The organism is Candidatus Desulfosporosinus nitrosoreducens, assembly GCF_030954495.1.
GTDB classification, from domain to species: domain Bacteria; phylum Bacillota; class Desulfitobacteriia; order Desulfitobacteriales; family Desulfitobacteriaceae; genus Desulfosporosinus; species Desulfosporosinus nitrosoreducens.
Map to the genome: position 1 here is coordinate 226,863 of NZ_JAVHUW010000082.1, position 21,396 is coordinate 248,258.

Here is a 21,396-nt window from a genome sequence, read left to right on the forward strand (position 1 = left end):
TCACCTTAAATCCGATCAGTCATTGACGAGTTTCATCTATCTTGTATAGAAATTGAGCTTTAAGGAAAACAGAGGTTGGTCTTTGCACTGTCTGTCACTCAAACTTGTTAAAAGGTAGAGACAGCAAGTTTTAGTTGGAATCGTTTCCAGACCTCTCTCTGTCTTAGCTCTCTTATTCAGCTTCAATACCATAGCGGTGCAATTTAATGTAAAAAGCACGCCTGGAAATTCCCAATGCCTTCATAGCTTTAGTTCGGTTATTATTGCAAGTTGCCAAGGCAGACAACATAAGTTCTTTTTCCACTCTGCCCATGGTCTCTTTTATATCGTAATATTTATCTTTACTTCTTCTCTGGCAGTCATGTTTCGGCAGCATGTTTGCAGGCAAGTGATGGAGTTCTATAGTCATACTGCTACAGACTATACTTGCGTGCTCTAAGACATTCTGCAATTCCCGGATATTGCCGGGCCAATCGTACTCCCGAAAAAACCTTACTACGTGCGGTGATAATGTAAGCTCATGCCCTACTACTTTACTGTACTGGTCTAAAAATTTCCGGGCTAAGGTCATGATGTCATCCTTGCGTTCTCTAAGCGGCGGCAGTTTAAGCGGGACAATATTAAGGCGATAATATAAATCCCGCCGAAATGTCCCATTATCAATCATACTTGCCAAATCTTGATTGGTGGCTGCGATCACCCTAATGTCGACCTTGACAGTTTTGGTTCCGCCAACACGTTCAAATTCCCTTTCTTGCAGCACGCGCAGCAACTTTGCCTGCATAGTCATCCCCATATCTCCAATTTCATCCAGGAAAATAGTGCCGCCGTGGGCTAATTCAAACTTACCGAGCTTTCCTCCTTTTTTGGCCCCTGTAAATGCCCCTTCTTCATAACCAAACAATTCACTCTCGATCAACTCCTCCGGAATTGCCGCACAATTGACTTTGATCATAGGCTTATCTTTACGCCGGCTGCAATTGTGAACGGCATTGGCTAAGACTCCCTTCCCCACACCGCTCTCGCCAAGTATCAGCACCGTACTGTCAGTTCGTGCCACCTTTGCCGCCAGCAGCAAAGTTTCCTTCAGATGACTGTTTTGCTTTACATAGTCTTTAAAGGACAGTGGAAGCTGTTCCCATTGAACTAACTGCTCTTTCAAATAATCAGCTACACCCTTAGATTGCTGCAGTTCCCGGTTTAATTCAACAACTTCGGTTACGTTTTTGAAAATAGAAATACTGGCAATGATATCCTTGCCACTGAACAGGGGGAATGTATATCCGACAACATTTATTCCCAGAGACTCAAGATAGTAACTTCCCTTACTTGGCTCACCGGTTTGCAATACTTTAATGGTTGTAGCTCCCGGTTCTATTGTTTTCAACTTGTGCCCTAACACCTTTTCAACCGGAACCCCCAAAATTTTGGCATAGGCTTGATTCGCATATACAATAGTTGTATTCGAGTCTATGACTAAAACTACATCATGAATGTTATCCAGGATTTTAAATAACATGTCACAATCCCATTGAGGAAAGTAAGATGTTGTGATAGCATGAGTTCCGATCATTATTTCATCCCCTATTTTCTGATATCCTTCTGCACCGGCTAGCAGACTATCAACGATTCTTCAGGGCATTCTAAACATGAAAGATCTGCCTTACATATTATTTCGGCTAAATTAAATGCACTCACTGCTTGAACCCCAGCCATTTTTCTGTATAAATTGGAATACTTCCTTGAAACCCGGAGGGGAGGTTACGGCTCCGTTTTCTAAAACGGCAGGATTTCTGTCGCCCACTACATTAATAGGACTTATTACCTCACGGCATATTTTGTAGCCCTCCGCAAGAATCTGGTCGATATCCCCCAGGCCATAAAAGTCTTTAAAACGGTCACAGGCCAACACTTCTTCAGTTGGCAGCCATTCTTTTAAAATAAACTTTAAATCACGGATATCGTATTTGAATTCCATCTTAACTCTCATTCCTTTCACTCTGCTCAAAGGCTGAAAATGACTAAGCAGCAGTTCACGACTTCGCTAATAATCTGCGGCCCAGGAGCGCGGTTCTTGTAAAAGACGGCAGCTGCGGAAAATAAACATTGATACGGATCTCTTTCAAGCAAATCCTTGTACTACCGGCAGGAGTGTCACAAGCAGCCGGGAATAAAAGGGAGCTTGCGAGAAGCTCCCTCATTAATCCCTGATCCTTGCTGCCTTAGTTAAGGTTCTCAACAATTGTAGAAATCCCTTGACCTCCCCCTATACACATGGTCGCTAAACCATAACGCTTTCCGGTGCGTTTTAACTCATTGATTAATTTGATCAAGATGATAGCCCCTGTGGCGCCTAAAGGATGTCCCAAAGCAATCGCACCGCCGTTGACATTCGTCCGGGCAATGTCCAAACCCAGTTCTTTGATTACGGCCAGGGACTGGGCCGCAAAGGCTTCATTCAGTTCAATTAAATCAATCTGCTCTAAAGTGAGGCCTGCCATCCGCAGAGCAGCCGCAGATGCGGGCACTGGTCCAATGCCCATAATTTGCGGCGGCACGCCTTTGGCTCCAATACCGAGCACCCGAACCAGAGGCTTCAGACCATATTCTTTCGCCTTTGCCGCTGTGGTCAGAATTAAAACGGCGGCAGCGTCGTTCCGTCCGCTGGAATTCCCCGCCGTGACTGTACCGCCTTCCTTGAAGACAGCAGGCAATTTGGCCAGCTGAGCCAGGCTGGTTTCCCTGGGATGTTCGTCCGCGGCAAAAATCACGCTTTCCCTTTTTCCTTTAACTTCATAAGGAACGATTTCTGCTTTGAACAGCCCTTCTTTAAGGGCACGCAAGGCCCGTTCCTGGCTGATCAAGGCAAATTCATCCTGCTCCTGACGGCTGATCTTGTATTTTTCCGCTAGATTCTCGGCTGTTAATCCCATGTTCAAATATCCATAACGCTCTTGGGGCTGACAACGTGGCTGGCTTTCCGTATTGGAATCCAAAATCTCCGCATTGCCCATACGAAAGCCATAACGCGCGTGCCGCAGATAATAGGGCGCAGTGCTCATGCTTTCCGCTCCGCCGGCCATGACGATTTCCTGGGTTCCTGCCCAAATGGACTGGACAGCGTCATTGACGGCCGTCAGGGCAGAGCCGCATTGACGGTGCACCGTATAAGCCGGTACCGCCTCGGACATATTGGCCCTCAGCCAAGCGAGCCGGGCTAAATTGGGATTATCCCCGCTTTGCTTGGTATGGCCAAAAATCACTTCATCAATAGACGTGTCCGGAATTCCGCTGCGGGCAATGGCCTCCTTGATGACTTGAGCGGCCAGATAGTCCGCCTCAACATCCTTCAGAGTCCCGCCAACCCTGCCGATGGCTGTACGAACTCCGGCAACGATAACCGCTTCGTTCACGATTCTCCCTCCTTGCTTATAGCGCGTATTCTTTTCTTAACTGGGCGGCAATAATATTACGCTGAATTTCCGAAGTCCCTTCATAAATCCGGGCGATTCGGGCATCACGGTAATAACGTTCTACTTCACACTCCCGCATGTATCCCATACCGCCGTGGATCTGAACTGCTAAATCCGCGACCCGGCCATAAGCCTCCGAACCAAATGTTTTGACAATGGCCGCTTCTTTGATGACCTTTTTCCCCGCGTCAATTTTCCGGGCAACATCATAGGTCAAACTGCGCAAAGCTTCAATGTCTATGGACATGTTTGCTAAATAATGCTGGATGATCTGGTTTTCAAAAATTGGCTTGCCAAATTGCACCCTCTGTAAAGCATATTTAGCACTGATTTCCAGGAGCTTCTCGCAGGACCCGAGATTGCGGGCGGCCAGTCCCGCCCGGCCGTTGGCCAGGATTCTCAAGGCGTTGACATACCCCTGCCCTAGCTCGCCTAAAACGTTTTCCACAGGTACCTCGCAGTCCTCAAAGATAAGTTCCGCAGTTTGAGAGCCGTGCAAGCCCATTTTTTTCTCATATTTGCCGACTGAAAATCCTTTAAAGCCACGCTCTACGAGAAAGGAGGTAATTCCTTTGCTTCCTTTGCTCTTGTCCGTTACCGCCATGACCGTGAAAATATCGGCAATATCACCGTTTGTAATAAATTGCTTGGTTCCGTTCAGGATATAGCGCTCCCCTTTGAGAACGGCTGTCGTCTTCAGGCTGGCGGGATCGGAACCGGCCGATGCTTCAGTAAGGGCAAAGGCCCCGATCAATTGTCCGGCAGCTATTTTAGGCAGATAACGTTTCTTCTGCTCTTGATTGCCGCACTCAACAATACCGACACTCCCAATACCGTTGTGGCAGCCGATAATTGAAGTAAAGCAATTCGGTCCCCGGCCTAATTCCTCATAAATCATGACTTTGCCGACCATTCCCGCACCCAGCCCGTCGTACTCTTGAGGCGTACTTAGCCCAAACAAACCGATTTCCGCAGCCTTGTCAAGCAAATTCCGGGGCACGGCGTCCTCCTCCTCCATTTGTTGAGCAAGAGGTTCAACCTCCTTGGCGATAAAGCTGCGCACGGTTTGTCTTATAATATTAAGTTCTTCCGCCGTTATTTGGCTTGCTTCCATTGCAGTTCCTCCTACCATGATTTTTCAGACAACCTGTGAAAGAAATTCCGGCCTGCCCCTCAAGGCTGTGCGCTTATTTTTCAGGGTATTCGTAAAATCCTTTTCCGGTTTTTCGTCCCCATTCTTTTAGCAACTCTTTCCGGCAGATAGGCCGCTGCAAATTGCTCGGCCTTTTGTAAAACGTCTTTGTCTACATCCGTGCATTTCACTTTAAAACCGGCTAAAGCTGCGGATAAGGCAATCTGGTGCCCCATATTCCCTGCCCCGACAATGCAAATATTAGCAATGCCGCCTTTTTCCATCACAATCCCTCCCAGCAGTTTCAATGCGATACTCTTTCCAAGATAGTAGCGATACCTTGCCCGCCGCCAATACAGGCTGTGATCAAACCGAAGCGGACCTCTCTCCGACTCATCTCATACACTAACTTGGTGGTCAGAATCGCTCCGGTAGCCGCTATTGGATGACCGTGAGCAATCGCCCCGCCGTTAACATTCACCTTTTCCATATTAAAATGCAGATCCCGGTCCACGGCTAAAACCTGGGCGGCAAAAGCTTCGTTTATTTCGATGAGATCCATATCGTCTAAAGTAAGGCCGGCTTGAGCCAAGGCTTTTCTTGTAGCGGGTACCGGTCCGATTCCCATGATATTGGGGTCTACACCGGCAACAGCGAAGGTGCGGATTTTGGCCATAGCTTTCAGACCCAGCGCCTTGGCTTTATCCGCTGACATGACAAGCACTGCGGCTGCGGCATCATTTAAACCGGAACTGTTTCCCGCCGTTACGGTTCCGCCGGCTTTAAAGGCAGGCGGCAGTTTGCTTAATCCTTCCAGCGTTGTTTGGGGACGGGGGTGTTCGTCACTGTCCAAAACAAGCGTTTTACCTTTCCCCAGGGGAACAGTCAGGGGGACAATCTGACTCTTATACAAACCTGCCGCCATAGCTTTGCCCATTTTTTGCTGGCTGAGCAGAGAGAACTCATCCTGTTCCCGGCGGCTGATGCCATATTTTTCAGCTAAGTTCTCGGCAGTAATTCCCATGGGCGGATTGCCAATTTCAGCGGGTGACAATTGAAAGCCTGCCCGAAACTTCGGACCGGTTTTGCTGAAAAATTCCATATGCTCCATAACATACGGTTTCAGCGAGCAGCTTTCCGTGCCTCCGGCAACATAAATGTCGCCCATCCCGGCCATGACAGCCTGTGCCGCTAAATTGACGGCATTAAGGCCGGAGCCGCACTGGCGGTCAACGGTAAGCCCCGGGATTTCCATAGGCAAACCGGCCTTGAGGGCACATAACCGCGCCATATTGCCGCCGGCATTCAGGCAATTGCCGAAAATGACATCGCTTATCTCTCCGGGGTCCAGGTCTATTCGTTTAAGCACTTCTTTGATAACGTCCGCTCCGTAGTTTTCCGGGGGAACCTTGCCGAGAGCACCGCCGGCGCGACCTATCGGAGTTCTCACTGCCGCAACAATAACAGCTTCCTTAAGCATCATTGTGACCTCCTAATTTCACCTAGTTTACTCGTAAGTATAGTAGCCTTTTCCGGTCTTCCTGCCCCATTCTCCCTTAGTGAATTTCTCGACAACCAATGGTGACAGCTTGTCTTTGGGATCACGGCTGTTTTGATAACGTTCCCTTGCCGAATAGTAGGAAAGGTCAATACCTGTCAGATCCATGAGACGGAAAGGTCCCATCGGTTGTCCCAGGGCGTCCTGCATCAGAACCGCCGCCGGGTTCGGTGATACACATGGTTCCTTCCCAGGTTGTTGCTCACTTCAGCGAAAAGAGCAAGGGGATTATTTTCCACGGAAGGTTGGTTTGCGTTTCTCAATAAAGGCTTGCATACCTTCTTTTTGATCCTCTGTCGCAAACAGCAAGCTAAAGCATTTATGCTCATACTGCAAACCCAGCTCTAAATCCATCCTCAACCCTTCATTGATACAGGTCTTGGCAAGTCCTAAGGCAACCGCTCCTCTTGAAGCAAATTTTCTGGCCATTTTTTGAGCTTCGGGCAATAACTGTTCGGCAGGCACCACTTTATTCACAAGGCCAATCCTCAGCGCTTCCTCGGCACTGATAAAGTCGCCGCTGAAGATCAATTCTTTGGCCTTACCGGCGCCAATGAGACGGGGCAGGCGTTGAGTTCCTCCCCCGCCGGGCAAGATGCCTAATTTAATTTCCGGCAGACCGAATTGAGCATTAGCGGCGGCAATGCGCACATCGGCGGCCAAGGTTAACTCACATCCCCCGCCGAGAGCATAACCGCAAACTGCCGCAATGACCGGCTTGCGCATATTCTCCAGCAGATTGAAAGCCTTCATGGAAGGTCTGGCACTCGCGGCAACATCGACAGCGCTTAATGAGGCCATGCCTTTGATGTCTGCCCCCGCGGCAAATACTTTGTCCCCGCCTGTAATGATCACAGCCCTGACTGAGTCATCGGCACCTAACTTAGCGGCCGCATCTGCCAATTCTTCGAACACCTGACTGTTCAGGGCATTTAACACTTCCGGACGATTAAGGGTGATCGTGGCAATCCCTTCTTCGATTGCCACAATGATTGTTTCGTATGCCAACTCCATTACCTCCTTACATTCTCCATTTCGCTTACTGTGTCAACAGCTTCATGAGGGTTCCTTACCACTTTCCCCGGGAACCCCAGCTCAAATTGGGTAAAAATTTCCTTTCCCATCTACTCGAACACTTTCAGGTATACCTCTGTCCTCTCGGCTAGTTTTTCTGCAAACAGACTGCGGAAACTCCTGGCATATCTTGCGCAAACGTCAAGCTGATGCTTAACACTTGCAAGAACCTCGCCAAAATCCGGATAAAGAGGACTTGATTCAGGTGGAGTTTTAACTCCATTTGAATCTTAGTCGCCCTTAGCCAGGGACTTCGCCGCTCTTAACTCACCGCTTGCCGCAGCAGGAGTCTTAGAGCGGCTTAGTCAGCGGATAAAAACACGTTTCACTCCCAACAATGAAGCGGCGGCTTTTGCTTACAGGGGGGTCTTTACCCTTTCTTCGAGTTGCACAGACAGCTAAACTTTCGCTGCAGGTTAAAATGGGCTGAAAAGTGTTTAAAAAGTATACGCCTTGTTGGGAAAGAAAATGAGTTTGGGCTAACTCAAGCCGCCATGAAGGAAAAGAAGGCTATGTCATCCTCTGACAATAGCCTTCTCGCTGTATATTTAAGATCATCTTATAAAATATTTAAGTCTTTAGCTTCTTGAATTAATTCATCTCTAAAATCCGGATGAGCAATGCTGATTAATTTCTCAGCTCTTTTCCACATCGGCTGCCCTTTAAGATTAACCATTCCATATTCCGTAGCAACATAATGCACTAAAGGGCGAGGTACTGTGACCACGGCACCCAAGGTCAGGACCGGCTTGATGCGGGAATGAACTTTTCCATTCGAGTCGGTATAGGTTGAAGACAGACAAAGATAACTTCTTCCCCCCTTGGAATTATAGGCATTATCAACGAAATCCAATTGCCCGCCCGCGCCGCTGATCATGCGGGTACCTTTCGATTCTGAACAGACTTGTCCAGTCAGGTCCATTTCAATCACATTATTAATGGAGACCATGTTGTTATTTCGGCTGGCAATGGACCTGTCATTGGTGTAGTCAGCCGGGTAACCTGCACACATGGGATTATTGTCAATGAAATCATAGAGTTTTTGTGAACCGACAGCGAATGTGTATACAATCCGGCCCGGGTCGATCTGCTTTTTTCTCCCTGTAACTCTTCCCATTTCGACCATATCGACCATGCTGTCACACAACATCTCCGTATGAATTCCTAAATCTTTCAGGTCGGACTGGGCAATCATTTTTCCCAGAGCATTAGGCATCCCGCCAATTCCCAGCTGCAGACAATCTCCATCCCTGAGCTCTTCAAGGATAAATTCAGCAATCTTTTGGTAAACGTCTGTCGTTTCCTCTTCGGGAATCTGCGGCATCCCTGTGTGCCCGCCTTCCACGATGTAGGTTACTTCCGAAATATGAATATTATTGCCATATCCCCCATGAGCATACGGCATATCCTCGTTGACTTCGACGATTATAATATCGGCGACATCGGCCGCGGCACGGAAATGGGTAATTGTAGGCCCCATGTTAAAAAATCCATGTTTATCCATCGGAGCCACTTGAATCATAAGAATGTTGGGCGGACAATTCTCCCGCACGTAGCGCAGAGCTTCCGAGTATCTCAAAGGCGCATATTGCACAGTTCGTGTTTTGGCATACAGGCGGTCAAGCCCCGTCATATGAGTAGATTTCCAGATGCTATGCTCACCGCTGGGATCTGCTTTATACACCGCATGCGGGCGGGTTGAAATTCCGTTAACGATTACAATATCATGAAGATCATGGATACGTTTAGCAAAAGCCGCATCGAGAACCGGCACTGTGTTTGCCGCAAACGAATATTGAATCCAATCCCCGTCTTTAACAACACTCACTGCCTTCTCGGCTGAAACAAGTTTACTTTGGTATTCTGCTGCCCATCGAGACATCTTCATTTCCTCCCTATTACCTTCTGAGCTGACCAGAGTTCATACAGTTAATATAGTTAGCCTAAATAGTTAGCCCGTCGAAAACACCTAGCCTCTTTGGGCAGTTAATATGCAAAATCTATACCAGAGAAATTGGTCGAATTTATATAATATTCCCTCAACTCGTTCTGTTGACTGCTTTGACAAGCATTAAATTTTAAATCTGCCGGTGATTAATCAAAATAGTGTTAATTTTTTATACATTTATGTATACATATTATACGAAAATTATCCTTAGCAACCCCGCTCCTGGATTGTCAACAGCTCCAGGGCAAACCTAAACTTCGGAGACTTGAATTCACAGCCAGGGTTAAGAAGGTTCTGCGGTACACGTTGTCCGGGTAATAGCTTAGAGATTTGCGATGTTGGGAGAATAAAAAAAGCCATTGATCAAAATCAGTGGCTAAGGAAAAGAATATTTAATAGCGTTACAAGCAATATTCACTAGTACGGGGGACACAAGACATGATCGTGATCGCCTATGTTATGTAGAAGGCAAATCTGGATACCGTTCTCTTCCAGCCACTCAAAAGTAAATCGTATACTCATATTGAGGCTGGCTTCCCAGATTCTGTCAGTCCCTTGGACCCTTTTAACCTGGAGAGAAGGGTGGCGCCAATTATCAATAAATTGTTCCATTTTGTCTCCAAAGAGCAATTGAATTTCACGTGGTAGCTTTTTAAACGCACGTTTGAATTTAGAAGTACGCTCAATCTTTATCATCGGCAGCATCTGCCTCCATAAGATCTTGCATTAGGTCTTTAACCGTGTCAAATCGCTTTGTTCTTCGAGCTTTTATATCCTCTTGAGCTTCCCGTTCTGCGGCTTGCCATTCTTCTGTCCAATACCACGCTTGATCAGCAGGAATTAGTTTTTTGGGTTCAAGAATGATGCGGCCGTCTTCCACAATTATCTCGAATACCTCTCCCTCATCAGCCAAGTGCAATAATTTACGAACCTCTTTGCCTATCGTGATAGTAGAGCGACGTTTTGTCTGAACGATTCCAAATGATTTGCGAAATTGTGCCTTTGGCATAATGTCACCTCTGCGTCGTTTCTGATTTTCTGTGTTTATTATAACAATTTCAGCGGGGGATGTGTAGCAATGTGGAACAGAAAAACACAATAAATATGCAAATATTGGTTATTGCATATTTATAACTTTTAAATGCTTTTCTACTCAAGAACAAGAAGTATGTTATAGTTCGCATTAGAAAGGAAGCGTCAAATTGGTAAGCATTCAAGAAACTGCTTCTCCTCGATTAATGGACAAGACTGGATTTAAAACGGAATTTGCTAAATCCATAAGGCTCCGAAACCAATGGGAAATTAGCCAATTCTTTAGGACTTTACGGATTCAGCAGCCATAAAATGGCCCTGCCGATTCTCTGAGGTATTTCCCGGAAATGCCCGCCAGGCTCTTTTACATAGGTCACTTTGGCGGACTTTGCAATCAGCTCTTTGGACCTCTGAGTAGCTATGCCCACTTCACACATCAAAGGATCTTTAGTCTTTTCCTCTTTGCCGCCTAAGCTCAGGTAGACTTTGCCGGCAGGCGGGTGCTTCTGCAAAAATTCCAGCCATCCCGGAAACCACAGCGACCCGGAACAACTGCCGCACCCCCTAAAACCTAACAAACAGTGACCATATAAAGCCGCCAGTCCCCCCAGAGAATAGCCAACCGGATACACTTCCCCGTTAAGGGAAAAAAGACTCCGCAACGCCGGCAGAAGTGTGTTTTCTAAAAAGCCAAGCGTTTCGTCGGCTTTCCCGGCAAATATCCGGCCGCCCGTGTCTTCCAGATACCACGGTGAAAAGTCCCGGTTCCATTCGATAGGGCCGAAGCCCGTGATAAGAAACGGCCGGCACTTCCCCGCTTCGATCCGGGGCAACAACATTTCCCTGATTTCCGACAGCTGCTGCATGCCGTCGTCACCCGACAGCAAAATCACCAGTGGTAACGGCTGGTCCGATGATCCCAACTGCTCTGTCCAGCAATATTTTTCCCCCAGTTCGAATTTCCTCATCAGCAATCCGGCTCCTTCATCAATTCAAAACGATATTTTTGCTTGACTTCAGGATATTTCACATGGTCTACTTCGCTCATAAACATGTCGTAAGGACGGATATATACCCTGAAATCGTCATACAGCGCCTGATAAACAATAAATTTTTCCGTAGTTTCGCTGTGAGTGGCAACTGCCAGCAGTTGGTACATTTTATTCTTGAAATGGCAGTACTTGCCGCCGATCACCGCTTTTCTTGGTTCCATAAGTACCTCCTGGGATATGTTTCAGATTGGGATTGGGAAACTTTCGATTATTAGCCTAAACTGATATAGCGCACCGTGTTTCCACTATTGGTACATTTAATTAGTGAAACTTGAATTGTGACGCTATAAGAAAATGCTCAATACAAGGTTGGTTTGCAAGTTCATAACCTGGTGCAGGAAGCCATTCTGAATAAGCCTTTTTCAGGCATCAACAACATTAGGGAATACGGCATATGTGCATTAAGTCAGAGTTCGGGGCCTCCAGATGACGATAACTGTCATGGCCACCAGGACCAAGATTACGCCAGTAACACGTGGATCATAATACGATCCATTGATAGGAAACTGCTGCCATGTAACATTAATCGTCATATGAAATAGCACCATAGCAAAGACGCTCTTACCGGTTTTGTTATAAAGCCAGACCATTATCACTCGCAGTGCCACGGTGCCTAGTGACCACCAAGCGATCCACGATATCGAACGGTGCGCATGGACTAAGGCAACAAAATGGTAGATTGCCCAAATAGCTCCTAAAACAATACTGGCTTGTAGCCCCCCTAGTTGACGTTGCAGCGGATCGATGGCATAGCCTGACCAGCCCAGTTCCTCTCCCAGAGCGCCAACAAAAAACAGAATGCACAAAATCAAGGTCTGCACTATAGAAATCTGAGGAATTGGAACTGGTGTTCCTGCTAAGCGCATTACCCCAAATGACAAAACCATAACAAATGGCATCAACAGAAGAATCGGAACATACCATAGATTCGATCTGATACGTTTGTAATCTATAGCTCTCTTGAGCAATATTTTTGCACCCACTGACCCGCTCTCATAGTAAGAAAGAATCAATGCGGCCAGCACTGGACAAACTGCCATCAGTGCATCTATAGGTAGGCCTGGTAATAGTTGTCGACCTATCAAACCACCAATCACCCAGAAAGGAATGGCAAGGATAAAGACTAGCCCAAAGAACACCAAGAGCGATCTGCCCGCTGGAGATTTCCCTTTGGTAATTGTTTGCTGTAAGTTATCCATTTTTATTTTCTCCTAGAGTTAAGTATGAAGAATCCAGTCAAGAAGTAATTTTGTTTAGCATAACCCAGCTTAGGGTCAAGTTCGGGATAACCTTCCCCTTATATTAATTCCACTTTCATTCATTATTATTTGCATAATTTTACCAGTTAAGAACCCTAAAACGCTCAACCTGTCAAACTGCTCCGGTGGCAATGTAAATGCCGTTTATAATTCCAATTCGTATAATAAAACCGTTCGTCCCTCAATGCTTGATGGAGAATCTTCAATAAATCTGGCTCCTAGTTTGTCATAAAACCCTTTCGCGTTGGGATCAGAAAAAATAAGCAGCCGATCAATAGCCCTCTTTCTACATATGTCCAGGGCAAATGCCATTAGATGAGAGCCAATTCCTTTCCCAATTAACTCCGGCAGTATAAAAATATGTTCCAACCAAAGACCTTTTCTGACAAACACTGAACCCGCCCAAAAATCCTCTTTAACCTCTACTATTGATAAATACCCTGAAATATTTCCTTTAATCTCTGCGACGTAAACAATGTTGTTATGAATGTATTCAGGTGCGATCGTTAACTCTTTTTCCCAAACAGCGAAGTATGCTTCCGGATAATTCCAATATCTTTTTGAGGCAAAGGATAATGAAGTCAAGACAGCGCTTTCGGCAGGTTTGGCTTGTCTAATTTCCATTTTCACGTCTAACTATCATCTCCTTAAATACAGTCAAACTGACCAATCACTAAATCCAATTTTCCTCAAACTCCAAAAAAAACCACAACGCTCCGGTGGGGACTATGTGTCTAAATCAAGCTCTTAAGCAGCAAACACCTAACCGTAAAACGCCAAGTTCACAGTACCATGAGGTAATCAAATTATATTAATTAAGCCACTGATACATTATAAAAACGTCAACCAATCCATGTTCAATATGCTTGAAAGCTTTAGGAAGTGTACCGACAATATCAAACCCACATTTCTTCCATAGTTCTATAGCTACTTGATTAGTGCTAACTACAAAATTATACTGCATTGCCTTAAATCCATATTTTCTGGCTTCTTTAAGAGAATGTTCACACATAAGTTTGCCTATGCCTTTTCCACGTGCATTAGATGCAACAACATAGCCGGCATTACAAACATGCGAACCTAAACCGGGTTGATTCGGTTTTATAAAATAAGTGCCTACTAAATTGCTATTTTCAGTTGCAACATATGTCGCTAAAGGCATCTCTATCCAAAGATGGAATGCTTCTTCTCTAGTTGTATCTGGCGAGAAAGCATATGTATTTCCCTTTAAAAAAACTTCATGCAAAATAAGCCAAATTTGATCAAAGTCTTCATTTTCTGCTCGTCTTATCTCAATCATTTTTATCTCCCTTACTATAAAATCAGTCTTAGACTCTTACCCTAGCGTTCCGTATTCCTATGCAGCGGCTGGTACTTCTCCGCTTCGATCCGGGGCAACAACATTTCACTGGTTTCCGACAGTTGCTGCAGGCAGTTGGTACATGTTACACAGTAGTCTTAGCACTGAGAATGACCGGTTCCACAACCTATCTCCAGCACCTATAATGTTTGTTCTATCCTGAAAAACATCCTCAAAAATCAGTAGACCCGAAAGGCAGCTTTTCCTACAGGAGTGAACGAATTTTATGGAGAGGCGGTACAGACCACAAAGCTTTCGTGGGGAAGCGAAGCCAGCGGTTCACCTCAGGTATTACCTGGAGGTTTGGCGAAGCTCCCACGAAAGCGCGTGGGCGAGCCTCGGAATGCTGAGTGAACGGATGTAGGAAAAGCTGCCCGACCCCAGCGACTCCTTTTCATTCCTTGATGGTGCTGCACAAGCGGCATAGGAGTCTATATAAGAATTATTGTATGTTAATAGTTCCGGCTTTATCTGCTAAGGCACCAGATGTCAATTCCAGAGCCATGCACCATTCAGCTTTTTTTGTTTTGTCGGCAGTATGAAATATCCCATATTCGTAAGACGGCTTAAACCCAAACTTATGATAAAAGTCCGGATTGCCACAAAGGAATATAGCGGTGAATCCCATATTTTTGGCAATCCCAAAAGCTTTCAGCATCATGGTACGGGCAATTCCTTTACAAAAAAAATCGGGATGAACACTTATTGGAGACAATAAAAGCTCAGTATAAACATTATCAGAGTTCGCGATATTTGTTTTATATAAAACTATCTGCCCTACCAATGTTCTATCATCATTTTCCGCTACTAATGAAAGCTCTGGAATAAAGGTATCTTTTTTTCGCACCTCGTTTAAATAGTCCCATTCTCCTTCATTAGTTGAGGTAGCAAAAGATTTTTTCACAAGTTCGTAAACTTCATCGTAATCGGCAGGTTGTTCTTGTCGTATAATCATCTAAGCCGCCCCTTATCCAAACGTCTCCTTCAGCTATATTTCGCATAGTTCTATGAATTTCCTGCTTAATTTGTGGAAATTATTGCAGTCCCTGCCACAATAATCAATGGCCCCAGCGTTCTTCTTGATATAGAATGCTGGGGCTAAATTATGTTTTGCTAGTAAATCAGTTCTTATAACGTCTCCCCTCTTGTTTTTAATTTACTTAATTGCAATCGTAGTTTCTTTAAGAACTACTTCCCTAAACTCCCTATCCTCAGGAAAGGGCTTAATGCTTAGCCGGAATTCGAGTTCAGCGACATCATCCGGCAGCGGCGGCACAACTATAAAAGAGTGCTGCCAGCCTTTACCCGACCCGCTACCTCCGCTTGTCCTACAGTGATATTCCGGAGAGATAAGCAGCCCAAAACTGGCATGTCCCAGCCTGACATAGGGTTCCGGCGTATTGATTTCAATCTCGACGTAAACAACACTGGCATTGCTGTATTGTTTCATGTAAGTTACCGCATAAGAAATGTCCTCTTGCTGCGTTGCTTTTAAAATAGAAACATATTTCAAAAAGCCCGTTGGTTCTACCGGCGGCTTGACCTGAATCTCACTTTGCATGAATGAGGCAAAAATTCTCTGCAACCACCTCTCGTCCAGATTATACTTTTTGCTCCACTCAGAAATACGTTCAAGTCCCGGGAAGCCGGAATTATTCTTCGAATTCTCTTTGCGCTTGGCCAGTAAAGCGCAAATCTGCTCGTCCAGCGGCGCTAAATCCTCACAGTAGTAATCGCTTGGAACATGAAACGGCATTTTCAGCAAAGGCGTAATGTTTCTCAATAGATTACCTTCTTTCTTTAAAATCAATGGTTTAATGGCTTTGGTAAATTATAAATATTTACCAGAATTTACTGCTTGGAATTTATTATACATTTACTGTCTCTTACTGTATAGCAAAAATAAGAAAAGCCGGGAGCCCTCCTCCAGCTTCATCTCATTAAATTATTCCAACCTTAACAAACTTCTGTAAAAACCTCAGCGTCTTCCTATACTGTTGTATACAGCTAAGGCATCGGTAATATCATACTGTTCCGTATTGTGATCGCCTTGCGCACCGGCTGAAATCAAAATGTATTCCTGGTTGCCTACTTGGGCGAGGCTTGCCAGACATAGACCGGCCTCATCGGTATATCCGGTTTTCCCTCCTAAGATTTCCCCGCCAACAATCTTTTGCCTGTTGAGTTCTTCAAACATGGTACTGTTAAAGGTTATCCCGCGGGGGTGCTTATTCGTAGGTGGTGTGGAATGACGGGCTGAAGTAAAAATCTCCCGGAAAGTGTCATTCTGCAAAGCATAGTTTAGAAGAATAGCCAGATCTTTGACCGTTGTGTAGTGGTTTACATTGTGAAGTCCGGTGGCATTTTCAAAATGGGTATTTTTCATGCCCAGATCTGCCGCCTTTTGATTCATTAATTTGACAAAATTCTGCTCCGATCCCGCAATCTGGTCGGCAAGTCCAATACAGCACTCCGCGCCGCTCGGCAGCATTGCTCCGTATAACAGATCGCTTGCCCTGACCACTTCACCCGGTTGAAAACCGGCCATCGAGGCATCTGCTCCGTACAGCCCCTGAAACGCAGAATTGGTCAGTTTGATTTTTTCCTGCAGATCAGGTAAATTTTCTAGTGCAACAAGGGCTGTCATCATTTTAGTCAAAGAAGCGGGATAGATTTTTTCTCCGCTATTTTTTTGCATTAAAATAGTTTGATCCTTTAAACGGATCAGAATCGCATTAGGACTGTTCAGCTTATCGGGGGAGATGGCAGCAGAGGGATCGCGTTCTGTGTTTGACAAGGGAGCTGATGCTGTTCTGCCCTCAGAAGAACCGGGTGCTCTCTTTAAGGAAGCATATGACGTGATTTTATCATATTCTTCTTTAAAGATGTGCCGGTATCCTGGAATAATGATGGCTTGATAAACAAAAGCAGCAATTCCGACCATCAACAGAAGTGCTATAAATCTGCCTATTCCTGACTTTTTCTTTTTGACTCTTCGTACCATGCTAAATGAACTTCTTAAGATTTTCTTATGACGGAAGCGTTACTGTAAAGGCAGTATTCTCCGGGTTGCTTTGTACAGAAATTGTTCCACCGTGAGCCGTGACAATTTCCTGGGCGATTGCCAAACCTAACCCTGCTCCACCGGTGTTTGTGGAACGTGCCGAATCCAAGCGGTAAAATTTTTCAAAAATAGTTTCCAGCTTGGCCTGGGGGATGGGCTTTCCCTGATTGGTAAAGGTTATGATCATAGTTTGGTCCTGCTGCCCGGCAGAAATCTCAATGACACTGTTTTCATCACTATAGGCTATTGCATTTTTCAAAATGTTATTGAACACACGGGCCAGTTTGTCGGCATCTCCCCACAGGGTGAGTCCATCAGGCACATTGACGGACACCTGCTTTTCCTGGGGAGCCAGCAGGGGATAGAATTCATCGGCCATCTGCCGGAGCATGAACTGTAAATTGATCTTTTCTTTATTCAAAACAATCGTTTGCAGATTAAATCGTGTGATCTCAAAAAACTCATTGATAAGCTGCTCTAAGCGATAAGCTTTTTCCAAGGTAATACCGACATATTTGGCCTTCTGTTCCGGAGGCATATCAGGGGCTTCGTCGAGGAGACTTAAGTATCCTATCACGGAGGTCAAAGGTGTCTTGATATCATGAGCCAAGTAAACGACCAAATCATTTTTGCGCTGCTCGGCATCAAGGGCGGCTTTTTTTTGTTTTTCCAAGTTGTTTTTTATCTGATTAAGCTTATTTTCCATAAAATCCAATTCCGGTGATAATATAATTTCGGCAGCGGATTCCTCAGCAAGTTTATCCATTCCCGCACTGATTTCATCAAAATATTTTGTGAACCAAGCAACAGAAAATCGAAAAAGGATAACTAATAAAAATATTAGGATGACCATAAAAAGGATGGTTTCCATATTGTTGCGAATCACCAACTGATAGATTGTCAGTGCGTCCGAATTTCCAAAATGAAAAGCTTTGACTAGAAAGCGCACAATACGATCTCCAATCCGTCCACGCAGAATATAGCGCAATAGATAAACAGTGGCAGCGGCGGCAACTGTAATCAGGAGCATTTGAAAAAGTACTTTTCCTTTTAATTTTGTATAATCATTCCTTCTTTTACCCCTCTCACCCTTCAATTTTATAGCCAACTCCCCATACCGTTTTGATATATTTAGGATGTTCCGCACTGTCATGCATTTTTTCCCTTAAATGCCTGATATGGACCATGACCGTATTATTGCTGTTGGTGAAATACTTGTCTCCCCATACCTCCTGGAACAATTCTTCCGAACTAACCACCCGTCCGCGATTGGAACAAAGAACCCAAAGAATAGCAAATTCTGTAGGAGTGAGAGATAGCTTTTTTTCATTCAGTGTGCATTCATGGGTATCCATGTCCAATACCAAGCCGGAAAAGGCAATCAAGTGTTCTTCCCGGTTTGACTCCGCAGAATTATATTGGGTAAATCTCCGGAGCTGCGCCTTGACACGGGCAACGAGTTCCAAAGGGCGAAACGGTTTCGTGATATAGTCGTCCGCACCTAAGGTCAGCCCGGTAATCTTATCAATTTCTTCTTCCTTAGCTGTCAGCATAATAATTGGGAAATTATGTTTTTCCCTAATTTTCCGGCAGAGAGTAAAGCCGTCAATGTCCGGCAGCATGACATCAAGTAGCGCAAGCTCTAACTGTTCCGACTCAACACACCGGAACGCATCCTGACCGTTATAAAACTTATAGATTGTAAAACCTTCATTTCTTAAATAAACTTCAATTAAATCCGCTATAGACTGCTCATCGTCTACAATTAAAATATTGATGCTCATAAGTTCTATCCCTTCTTTCCGGATAAACACTCATTATTATAGTACTGTCCAACAAAAACTTATATCATCATAAATTCCTTAGGCAAACTTAAGGTATTATTAATCAATATCTCAGTCTCAGTATATGGATACGGTAATAGAGCAATAATACGAGCAAAAGTGTACCAACAGAAATTATAACTTTGTCTAATTTTTTATTATTAAGATACTTATTGCTCAAACTATATAATTCCAGTCCCAGAAAGCCTCCAAGTGTATTTGTAATGACATCTATGATGTCTGTCGCTCCAATAGCGAAGATAAATTGAGTCAATTCACAAGTAAGACTAAAAACCAATATTAAAGAAAACTTAGATAAAAGTCCAACGTTCTTGAAATTGACATGCAAAAGCAAGCCGAAAGGAATAAAAATTATAACATTATCTATCATCTCTCCGAAATTAATTCTTCCATTTAAATTTAAGGGAAAAGCAAATGGATTCAAGTTAAGACTTCTATGATGATAATTAAAGACTGACAAGATATTGTATTGTAATTTGAATAATACTAACCAGATTAGTATCACTAAATATAAGGCTAGCAATCCCCTAGATAATATTTTTCTCATATAAACCTCCATTCCGCCGCTGTCGCTGGCGGCACAAATAGTAATGAAAAATGGTTCGTGGTTTTCGATTCACCACTTGGCAATAATTAGTGTGAGGAGAAGATACACTACAAAGCACGGAGGGGTGAGTCGTAGACTGCTCTTCTCAGCTTAAATCAGTATATAAACCAGTGTAAGAATCATCTTACAAGCACAAATAAGTGGTTCTATAAGACCGCAAGCTAATCATTGTTTTAGCTTCTCGTTAAATGTGTGGTGATTCAGTCAATGTCTTCCTCCTCTACTATGAAAGGAGGGCTGTGTCATGAAAGTTGTTTACCCTATTTGCTGTGGCGTCGATGTACATAAAACTTTTCTCGTCGCCACACTTATTACTTCCCAAGGGATAACCCCCCATTATTCCAAAAAACGGTTTTCTACGTTTAACAATTCCATTCTTGATTTCAAGCAGTGGCTAATCGATAACAACTGCTTCGATGTATGCATGGAATCTACGGGGAAGTACTACATACCTGTTTTCAATCTTTTGGAAGATACCATTCGGATCACTGTCGCTAATCCCAAATGGGTGAAGGCTGTAAAGGGAAACAAGGATGATACCAAAGATTCCAAGTGGATCGGAGATCTCTTCCGTTTGGGGTTGGTACCCGGAAGTTATATTCCCAAAAAACCAATTCGTATTCTCCGTGAATACACCCGATACCGTTTCAAACTTGTTAGTTGCAAAAGCAGTGAGAAGAACCGTTTCCAAAATGCTTTCACTGTTTGTAATGTAGCCCTTGATGCTGTCGTTTCCGACATGTTTGGCAAATCTGCCTCTTCCATCACGGACTATTTGGTTTCGTCTGATTCCTTTGACCCCGTACACTGTTCATCCCTTCTTCACAAATCCATGAAGAAAAAAGCAGATACCGTGATTGAATCCATTGAAGGGTATCAGATGACCCAGGAACAAAAGGAACGTATCCTAATGGTTCGCTCCCATTTGGAATTTGTCCAACAATCTATTGCCATGCTGGATGAAAAGCTGGACAAGATGGTTGCGCCTTATGAAAGCGCTATCACTCTCCTCCGTACCATTCCCGGAGTTGAAAGAACCTCTGCTATCACCATCATCTCCGAGATTGGAACGGATATGTCTCAGTTTGCCAATTCCAAACGTTTATGTTGCTGGGCGGGTCTAACCCCGGGCAACAACGAATCTGCTGGTAAGAAGAAATCAGTCCGAATTACACGTGCCGGCGTCTACCTCAAACCTGCATTGGTGCAAGTTGCCCATGCAGCCGTGAAATCGGATAAGTCTCCTTACTACAAAGTCAAGTACGAACGTCTTTGCAAAAGGAGGGGCAAAAAAAGAGCCATTATTGCTACCGCAAGGATGATACTCACAGCAATTTACAACATGTTTGTTACTGGTGAAGTTTGGAATCCAAGTGATTTGTACAAAATTGATATGCCACAAGAAATGCTGGAAAAACAGAAGGAGAAAGCTATTAAACAAGCTGTAAAACTTCTTATTTCCAATGGCGTAATAAAAGCTTCCGATATTAGTGTAGCTTAGGCAATTTGCTGTTAAATTTTCAAAGGACGATAGGGCCTTTGTTTTAGTACGGCCATTTTTAAGCTACGTTGAGTTATTTTTCAAGCTATTTCCTCTGATTCTTTTTTTGAGTTTCAGCCACTTGATTCATTGCATTTTGTCATGGATATAAAGTATTCCTGAGATAATTCTTGTTAAAACTTTCTTATATTATATCTAATCTCCTTTACTTTTTGTCTTACATTTCAAATTGATGCGGAAGTAAAATCTGGTTTCCTTTGGTAGGAGAAAGGTCCCCTTTCTGAAATTGCGAAAGTCTATCCGATTCGATAACTTCATTCTACCGAAATAGGATAGGCTTTCTTTAAATAAGTACTTATGAATTTCTTAAGTTTTCCTTATGAAGTCCTTATTTTTTAAGGATTTTCCTAAACCGTGAAGGAATCAAGGCGCTTCGAATTAATTTCAACCTGTCTTGAGGATGCAAAAATGACGACCGAAGAAGCCAGCATC

The 21,396-nt window shown here is 44.3% G+C and carries 20 protein-coding genes and 2 pseudogenes; 1 reads left to right on the forward strand and 21 read right to left on the reverse strand.

The window, feature by feature from the left end:
* Positions 1 to 172 precede the first annotated feature (172 nt).
* The 21 genes and pseudogenes from REC12_RS23825 to vanZ-A form a co-directional block, all read right to left on the reverse strand.
* A complete protein-coding gene (locus tag REC12_RS23825) occupies positions 173 to 1,576 on the reverse strand; it encodes a sigma-54 interaction domain-containing protein (RefSeq protein WP_308898654.1) in 1,404 nt (467 codons plus the stop codon).
* Between the two features lie 108 nt (positions 1,577 to 1,684).
* Positions 1,685 to 1,990 carry an acyl-CoA dehydrogenase N-terminal domain-containing protein gene (locus REC12_RS23830; protein WP_308898512.1) on the reverse strand — a complete coding sequence of 102 codons (306 nt, stop codon included), beginning with the start codon at positions 1,988 to 1,990 and terminating at the stop codon, positions 1,685 to 1,687.
* Between the two features lie 232 nt (positions 1,991 to 2,222).
* Positions 2,223 to 3,413, reverse strand: coding sequence for a thiolase family protein (locus REC12_RS23835; protein ID WP_308898514.1), 1,191 nt, complete (start codon positions 3,411 to 3,413; stop codon positions 2,223 to 2,225).
* A gap of 16 nt (positions 3,414 to 3,429) precedes the next feature.
* Positions 3,430 to 4,587 carry an acyl-CoA dehydrogenase family protein gene (locus REC12_RS23840; protein ID WP_308898516.1) on the reverse strand — a complete coding sequence of 386 codons (1,158 nt, stop codon included), beginning with the start codon at positions 4,585 to 4,587 and terminating at the stop codon, positions 3,430 to 3,432.
* A 104-nt stretch (positions 4,588 to 4,691) separates the two neighbouring features.
* Positions 4,692 to 4,889 (reverse strand): annotated as a pseudogene (locus tag REC12_RS23845) (3-hydroxyacyl-CoA dehydrogenase NAD-binding domain-containing protein); the annotation flags it as partial.
* A 20-nt stretch (positions 4,890 to 4,909) separates the two neighbouring features.
* Positions 4,910 to 6,085, reverse strand: a complete 1,176-nt coding sequence (locus REC12_RS23850) for a thiolase family protein (RefSeq protein WP_308898656.1) — start codon at positions 6,083 to 6,085, stop codon at positions 4,910 to 4,912.
* A 27-nt stretch (positions 6,086 to 6,112) separates the two neighbouring features.
* Positions 6,113 to 6,307: pseudogene (locus REC12_RS23855) on the reverse strand (3-hydroxyacyl-CoA dehydrogenase family protein); the annotation flags it as partial.
* 84 nt (positions 6,308 to 6,391) lie between these two features.
* On the reverse strand, positions 6,392 to 7,171 hold the full coding sequence (locus REC12_RS23860; protein ID WP_308898518.1) for an enoyl-CoA hydratase/isomerase family protein: 780 nt from the start codon (positions 7,169 to 7,171) through the stop codon (positions 6,392 to 6,394).
* A gap of 625 nt (positions 7,172 to 7,796) precedes the next feature.
* Positions 7,797 to 9,119: an acetyl-CoA hydrolase/transferase family protein gene (locus REC12_RS23865; RefSeq protein WP_308898520.1), complete on the reverse strand. Its 1,323-nt coding sequence runs from the start codon at positions 9,117 to 9,119 to the stop codon at positions 7,797 to 7,799.
* 748 nt (positions 9,120 to 9,867) lie between these two features.
* Positions 9,868 to 10,194 carry an AbrB/MazE/SpoVT family DNA-binding domain-containing protein gene (locus REC12_RS23870; RefSeq protein ID WP_308898522.1) on the reverse strand — a complete coding sequence of 109 codons (327 nt, stop codon included), beginning with the start codon at positions 10,192 to 10,194 and terminating at the stop codon, positions 9,868 to 9,870.
* Between the two features lie 313 nt (positions 10,195 to 10,507).
* Positions 10,508 to 11,185 carry an alpha/beta hydrolase-fold protein gene (locus tag REC12_RS23875; RefSeq protein ID WP_308898523.1) on the reverse strand — a complete coding sequence of 226 codons (678 nt, stop codon included), beginning with the start codon at positions 11,183 to 11,185 and terminating at the stop codon, positions 10,508 to 10,510.
* Positions 11,185 to 11,430 carry a DUF1653 domain-containing protein gene (locus REC12_RS23880; RefSeq protein WP_308898524.1) on the reverse strand — a complete coding sequence of 82 codons (246 nt, stop codon included), beginning with the start codon at positions 11,428 to 11,430 and terminating at the stop codon, positions 11,185 to 11,187. Before REC12_RS23880 ends, REC12_RS23875 begins: the two co-directional genes overlap by 1 nt.
* A gap of 240 nt (positions 11,431 to 11,670) precedes the next feature.
* Positions 11,671 to 12,468 carry a CPBP family intramembrane glutamic endopeptidase gene (locus REC12_RS23885; protein ID WP_308898526.1) on the reverse strand — a complete coding sequence of 266 codons (798 nt, stop codon included), beginning with the start codon at positions 12,466 to 12,468 and terminating at the stop codon, positions 11,671 to 11,673.
* A gap of 204 nt (positions 12,469 to 12,672) precedes the next feature.
* Positions 12,673 to 13,152 carry a GNAT family N-acetyltransferase gene (locus REC12_RS23890; protein WP_308898658.1) on the reverse strand — a complete coding sequence of 160 codons (480 nt, stop codon included), beginning with the start codon at positions 13,150 to 13,152 and terminating at the stop codon, positions 12,673 to 12,675.
* Between the two features lie 187 nt (positions 13,153 to 13,339).
* Positions 13,340 to 13,828: a GNAT family N-acetyltransferase gene (locus REC12_RS23895; RefSeq protein ID WP_308898527.1), complete on the reverse strand. Its 489-nt coding sequence runs from the start codon at positions 13,826 to 13,828 to the stop codon at positions 13,340 to 13,342.
* A 502-nt stretch (positions 13,829 to 14,330) separates the two neighbouring features.
* On the reverse strand, positions 14,331 to 14,843 hold the full coding sequence (locus REC12_RS23900) for a GNAT family N-acetyltransferase (RefSeq protein WP_308898529.1): 513 nt from the start codon (positions 14,841 to 14,843) through the stop codon (positions 14,331 to 14,333).
* A gap of 201 nt (positions 14,844 to 15,044) precedes the next feature.
* Positions 15,045 to 15,671 carry a hypothetical protein gene (locus REC12_RS23905; protein ID WP_308898530.1) on the reverse strand — a complete coding sequence of 209 codons (627 nt, stop codon included), beginning with the start codon at positions 15,669 to 15,671 and terminating at the stop codon, positions 15,045 to 15,047.
* A 195-nt stretch (positions 15,672 to 15,866) separates the two neighbouring features.
* Entirely contained in the window at positions 15,867 to 16,892 is a 1,026-nt protein-coding gene (locus REC12_RS23910) for a D-alanyl-D-alanine carboxypeptidase family protein (protein ID WP_308898532.1), read from the reverse strand.
* 25 nt (positions 16,893 to 16,917) lie between these two features.
* Complete coding sequence (gene vanS / locus REC12_RS23915; protein ID WP_374214248.1) at positions 16,918 to 18,060, reverse strand: vancomycin resistance histidine kinase VanS; 1,143 nt, start codon at positions 18,058 to 18,060, stop codon at positions 16,918 to 16,920.
* Entirely contained in the window at positions 18,038 to 18,736 is a 699-nt protein-coding gene (vanR, locus tag REC12_RS23920; RefSeq protein WP_308898536.1) for a VanR-ABDEGLN family response regulator transcription factor, read from the reverse strand. Before vanR ends, vanS begins: the two co-directional genes overlap by 23 nt.
* A 103-nt stretch (positions 18,737 to 18,839) precedes the next feature.
* Positions 18,840 to 19,343, reverse strand: a complete 504-nt coding sequence (vanZ-A, locus tag REC12_RS23925; protein ID WP_308898538.1) for a glycopeptide resistance protein VanZ-A — start codon at positions 19,341 to 19,343, stop codon at positions 18,840 to 18,842.
* A 304-nt stretch (positions 19,344 to 19,647) separates the two neighbouring features.
* On the opposite strand from vanZ-A, the gene REC12_RS23930 reads away from it, so the two are divergent.
* Positions 19,648 to 20,904 carry an IS110 family RNA-guided transposase gene (locus REC12_RS23930; RefSeq protein WP_308898540.1) on the forward strand — a complete coding sequence of 419 codons (1,257 nt, stop codon included), beginning with the start codon at positions 19,648 to 19,650 and terminating at the stop codon, positions 20,902 to 20,904.
* Positions 20,905 to 21,396 lie beyond the last annotated feature (492 nt).

Coding starts and splice junctions, on each gene's coding strand:
- REC12_RS23880 (WP_308898524.1), bottom strand. CDS start 11,430: ATGGAACCAAGAAAAGCGGTGATCGGCGGCAAGTACTGCCATTTCAAG.
- REC12_RS23850 (WP_308898656.1), bottom strand. CDS start 6,085: ATGCTTAAGGAAGCTGTTATTGTTGCGGCAGTGAGAACTCCGATAGGT.
- REC12_RS23875 (WP_308898523.1), bottom strand. CDS start 11,185: ATGAGGAAATTCGAACTGGGGGAAAAATATTGCTGGACAGAGCAGTTG.
- vanR (WP_308898536.1), bottom strand. CDS start 18,736: ATGAGCATCAATATTTTAATTGTAGACGATGAGCAGTCTATAGCGGAT.
- REC12_RS23840 (WP_308898516.1), bottom strand. CDS start 4,587: ATGGAAGCAAGCCAAATAACGGCGGAAGAACTTAATATTATAAGACAA.
- REC12_RS23890 (WP_308898658.1), bottom strand. CDS start 13,152: ATGGAAATTAGACAAGCCAAACCTGCCGAAAGCGCTGTCTTGACTTCA.
- REC12_RS23870 (WP_308898522.1), bottom strand. CDS start 10,194: ATGCCAAAGGCACAATTTCGCAAATCATTTGGAATCGTTCAGACAAAA.
- REC12_RS23900 (WP_308898529.1), bottom strand. CDS start 14,843: ATGATTATACGACAAGAACAACCTGCCGATTACGATGAAGTTTACGAA.
- REC12_RS23865 (WP_308898520.1), bottom strand. CDS start 9,119: ATGTCTCGATGGGCAGCAGAATACCAAAGTAAACTTGTTTCAGCCGAG.
- REC12_RS23895 (WP_308898527.1), bottom strand. CDS start 13,828: ATGATTGAGATAAGACGAGCAGAAAATGAAGACTTTGATCAAATTTGG.
- vanZ-A (WP_308898538.1), bottom strand. CDS start 19,343: ATGAGAAAAATATTATCTAGGGGATTGCTAGCCTTATATTTAGTGATA.
- REC12_RS23885 (WP_308898526.1), bottom strand. CDS start 12,468: ATGGATAACTTACAGCAAACAATTACCAAAGGGAAATCTCCAGCGGGC.
- REC12_RS23830 (WP_308898512.1), bottom strand. CDS start 1,990: ATGAGAGTTAAGATGGAATTCAAATACGATATCCGTGATTTAAAGTTT.
- REC12_RS23910 (WP_308898532.1), bottom strand. CDS start 16,892: ATGGTACGAAGAGTCAAAAAGAAAAAGTCAGGAATAGGCAGATTTATA.
- REC12_RS23930 (WP_308898540.1), top strand. CDS start 19,648: ATGAAAGTTGTTTACCCTATTTGCTGTGGCGTCGATGTACATAAAACT.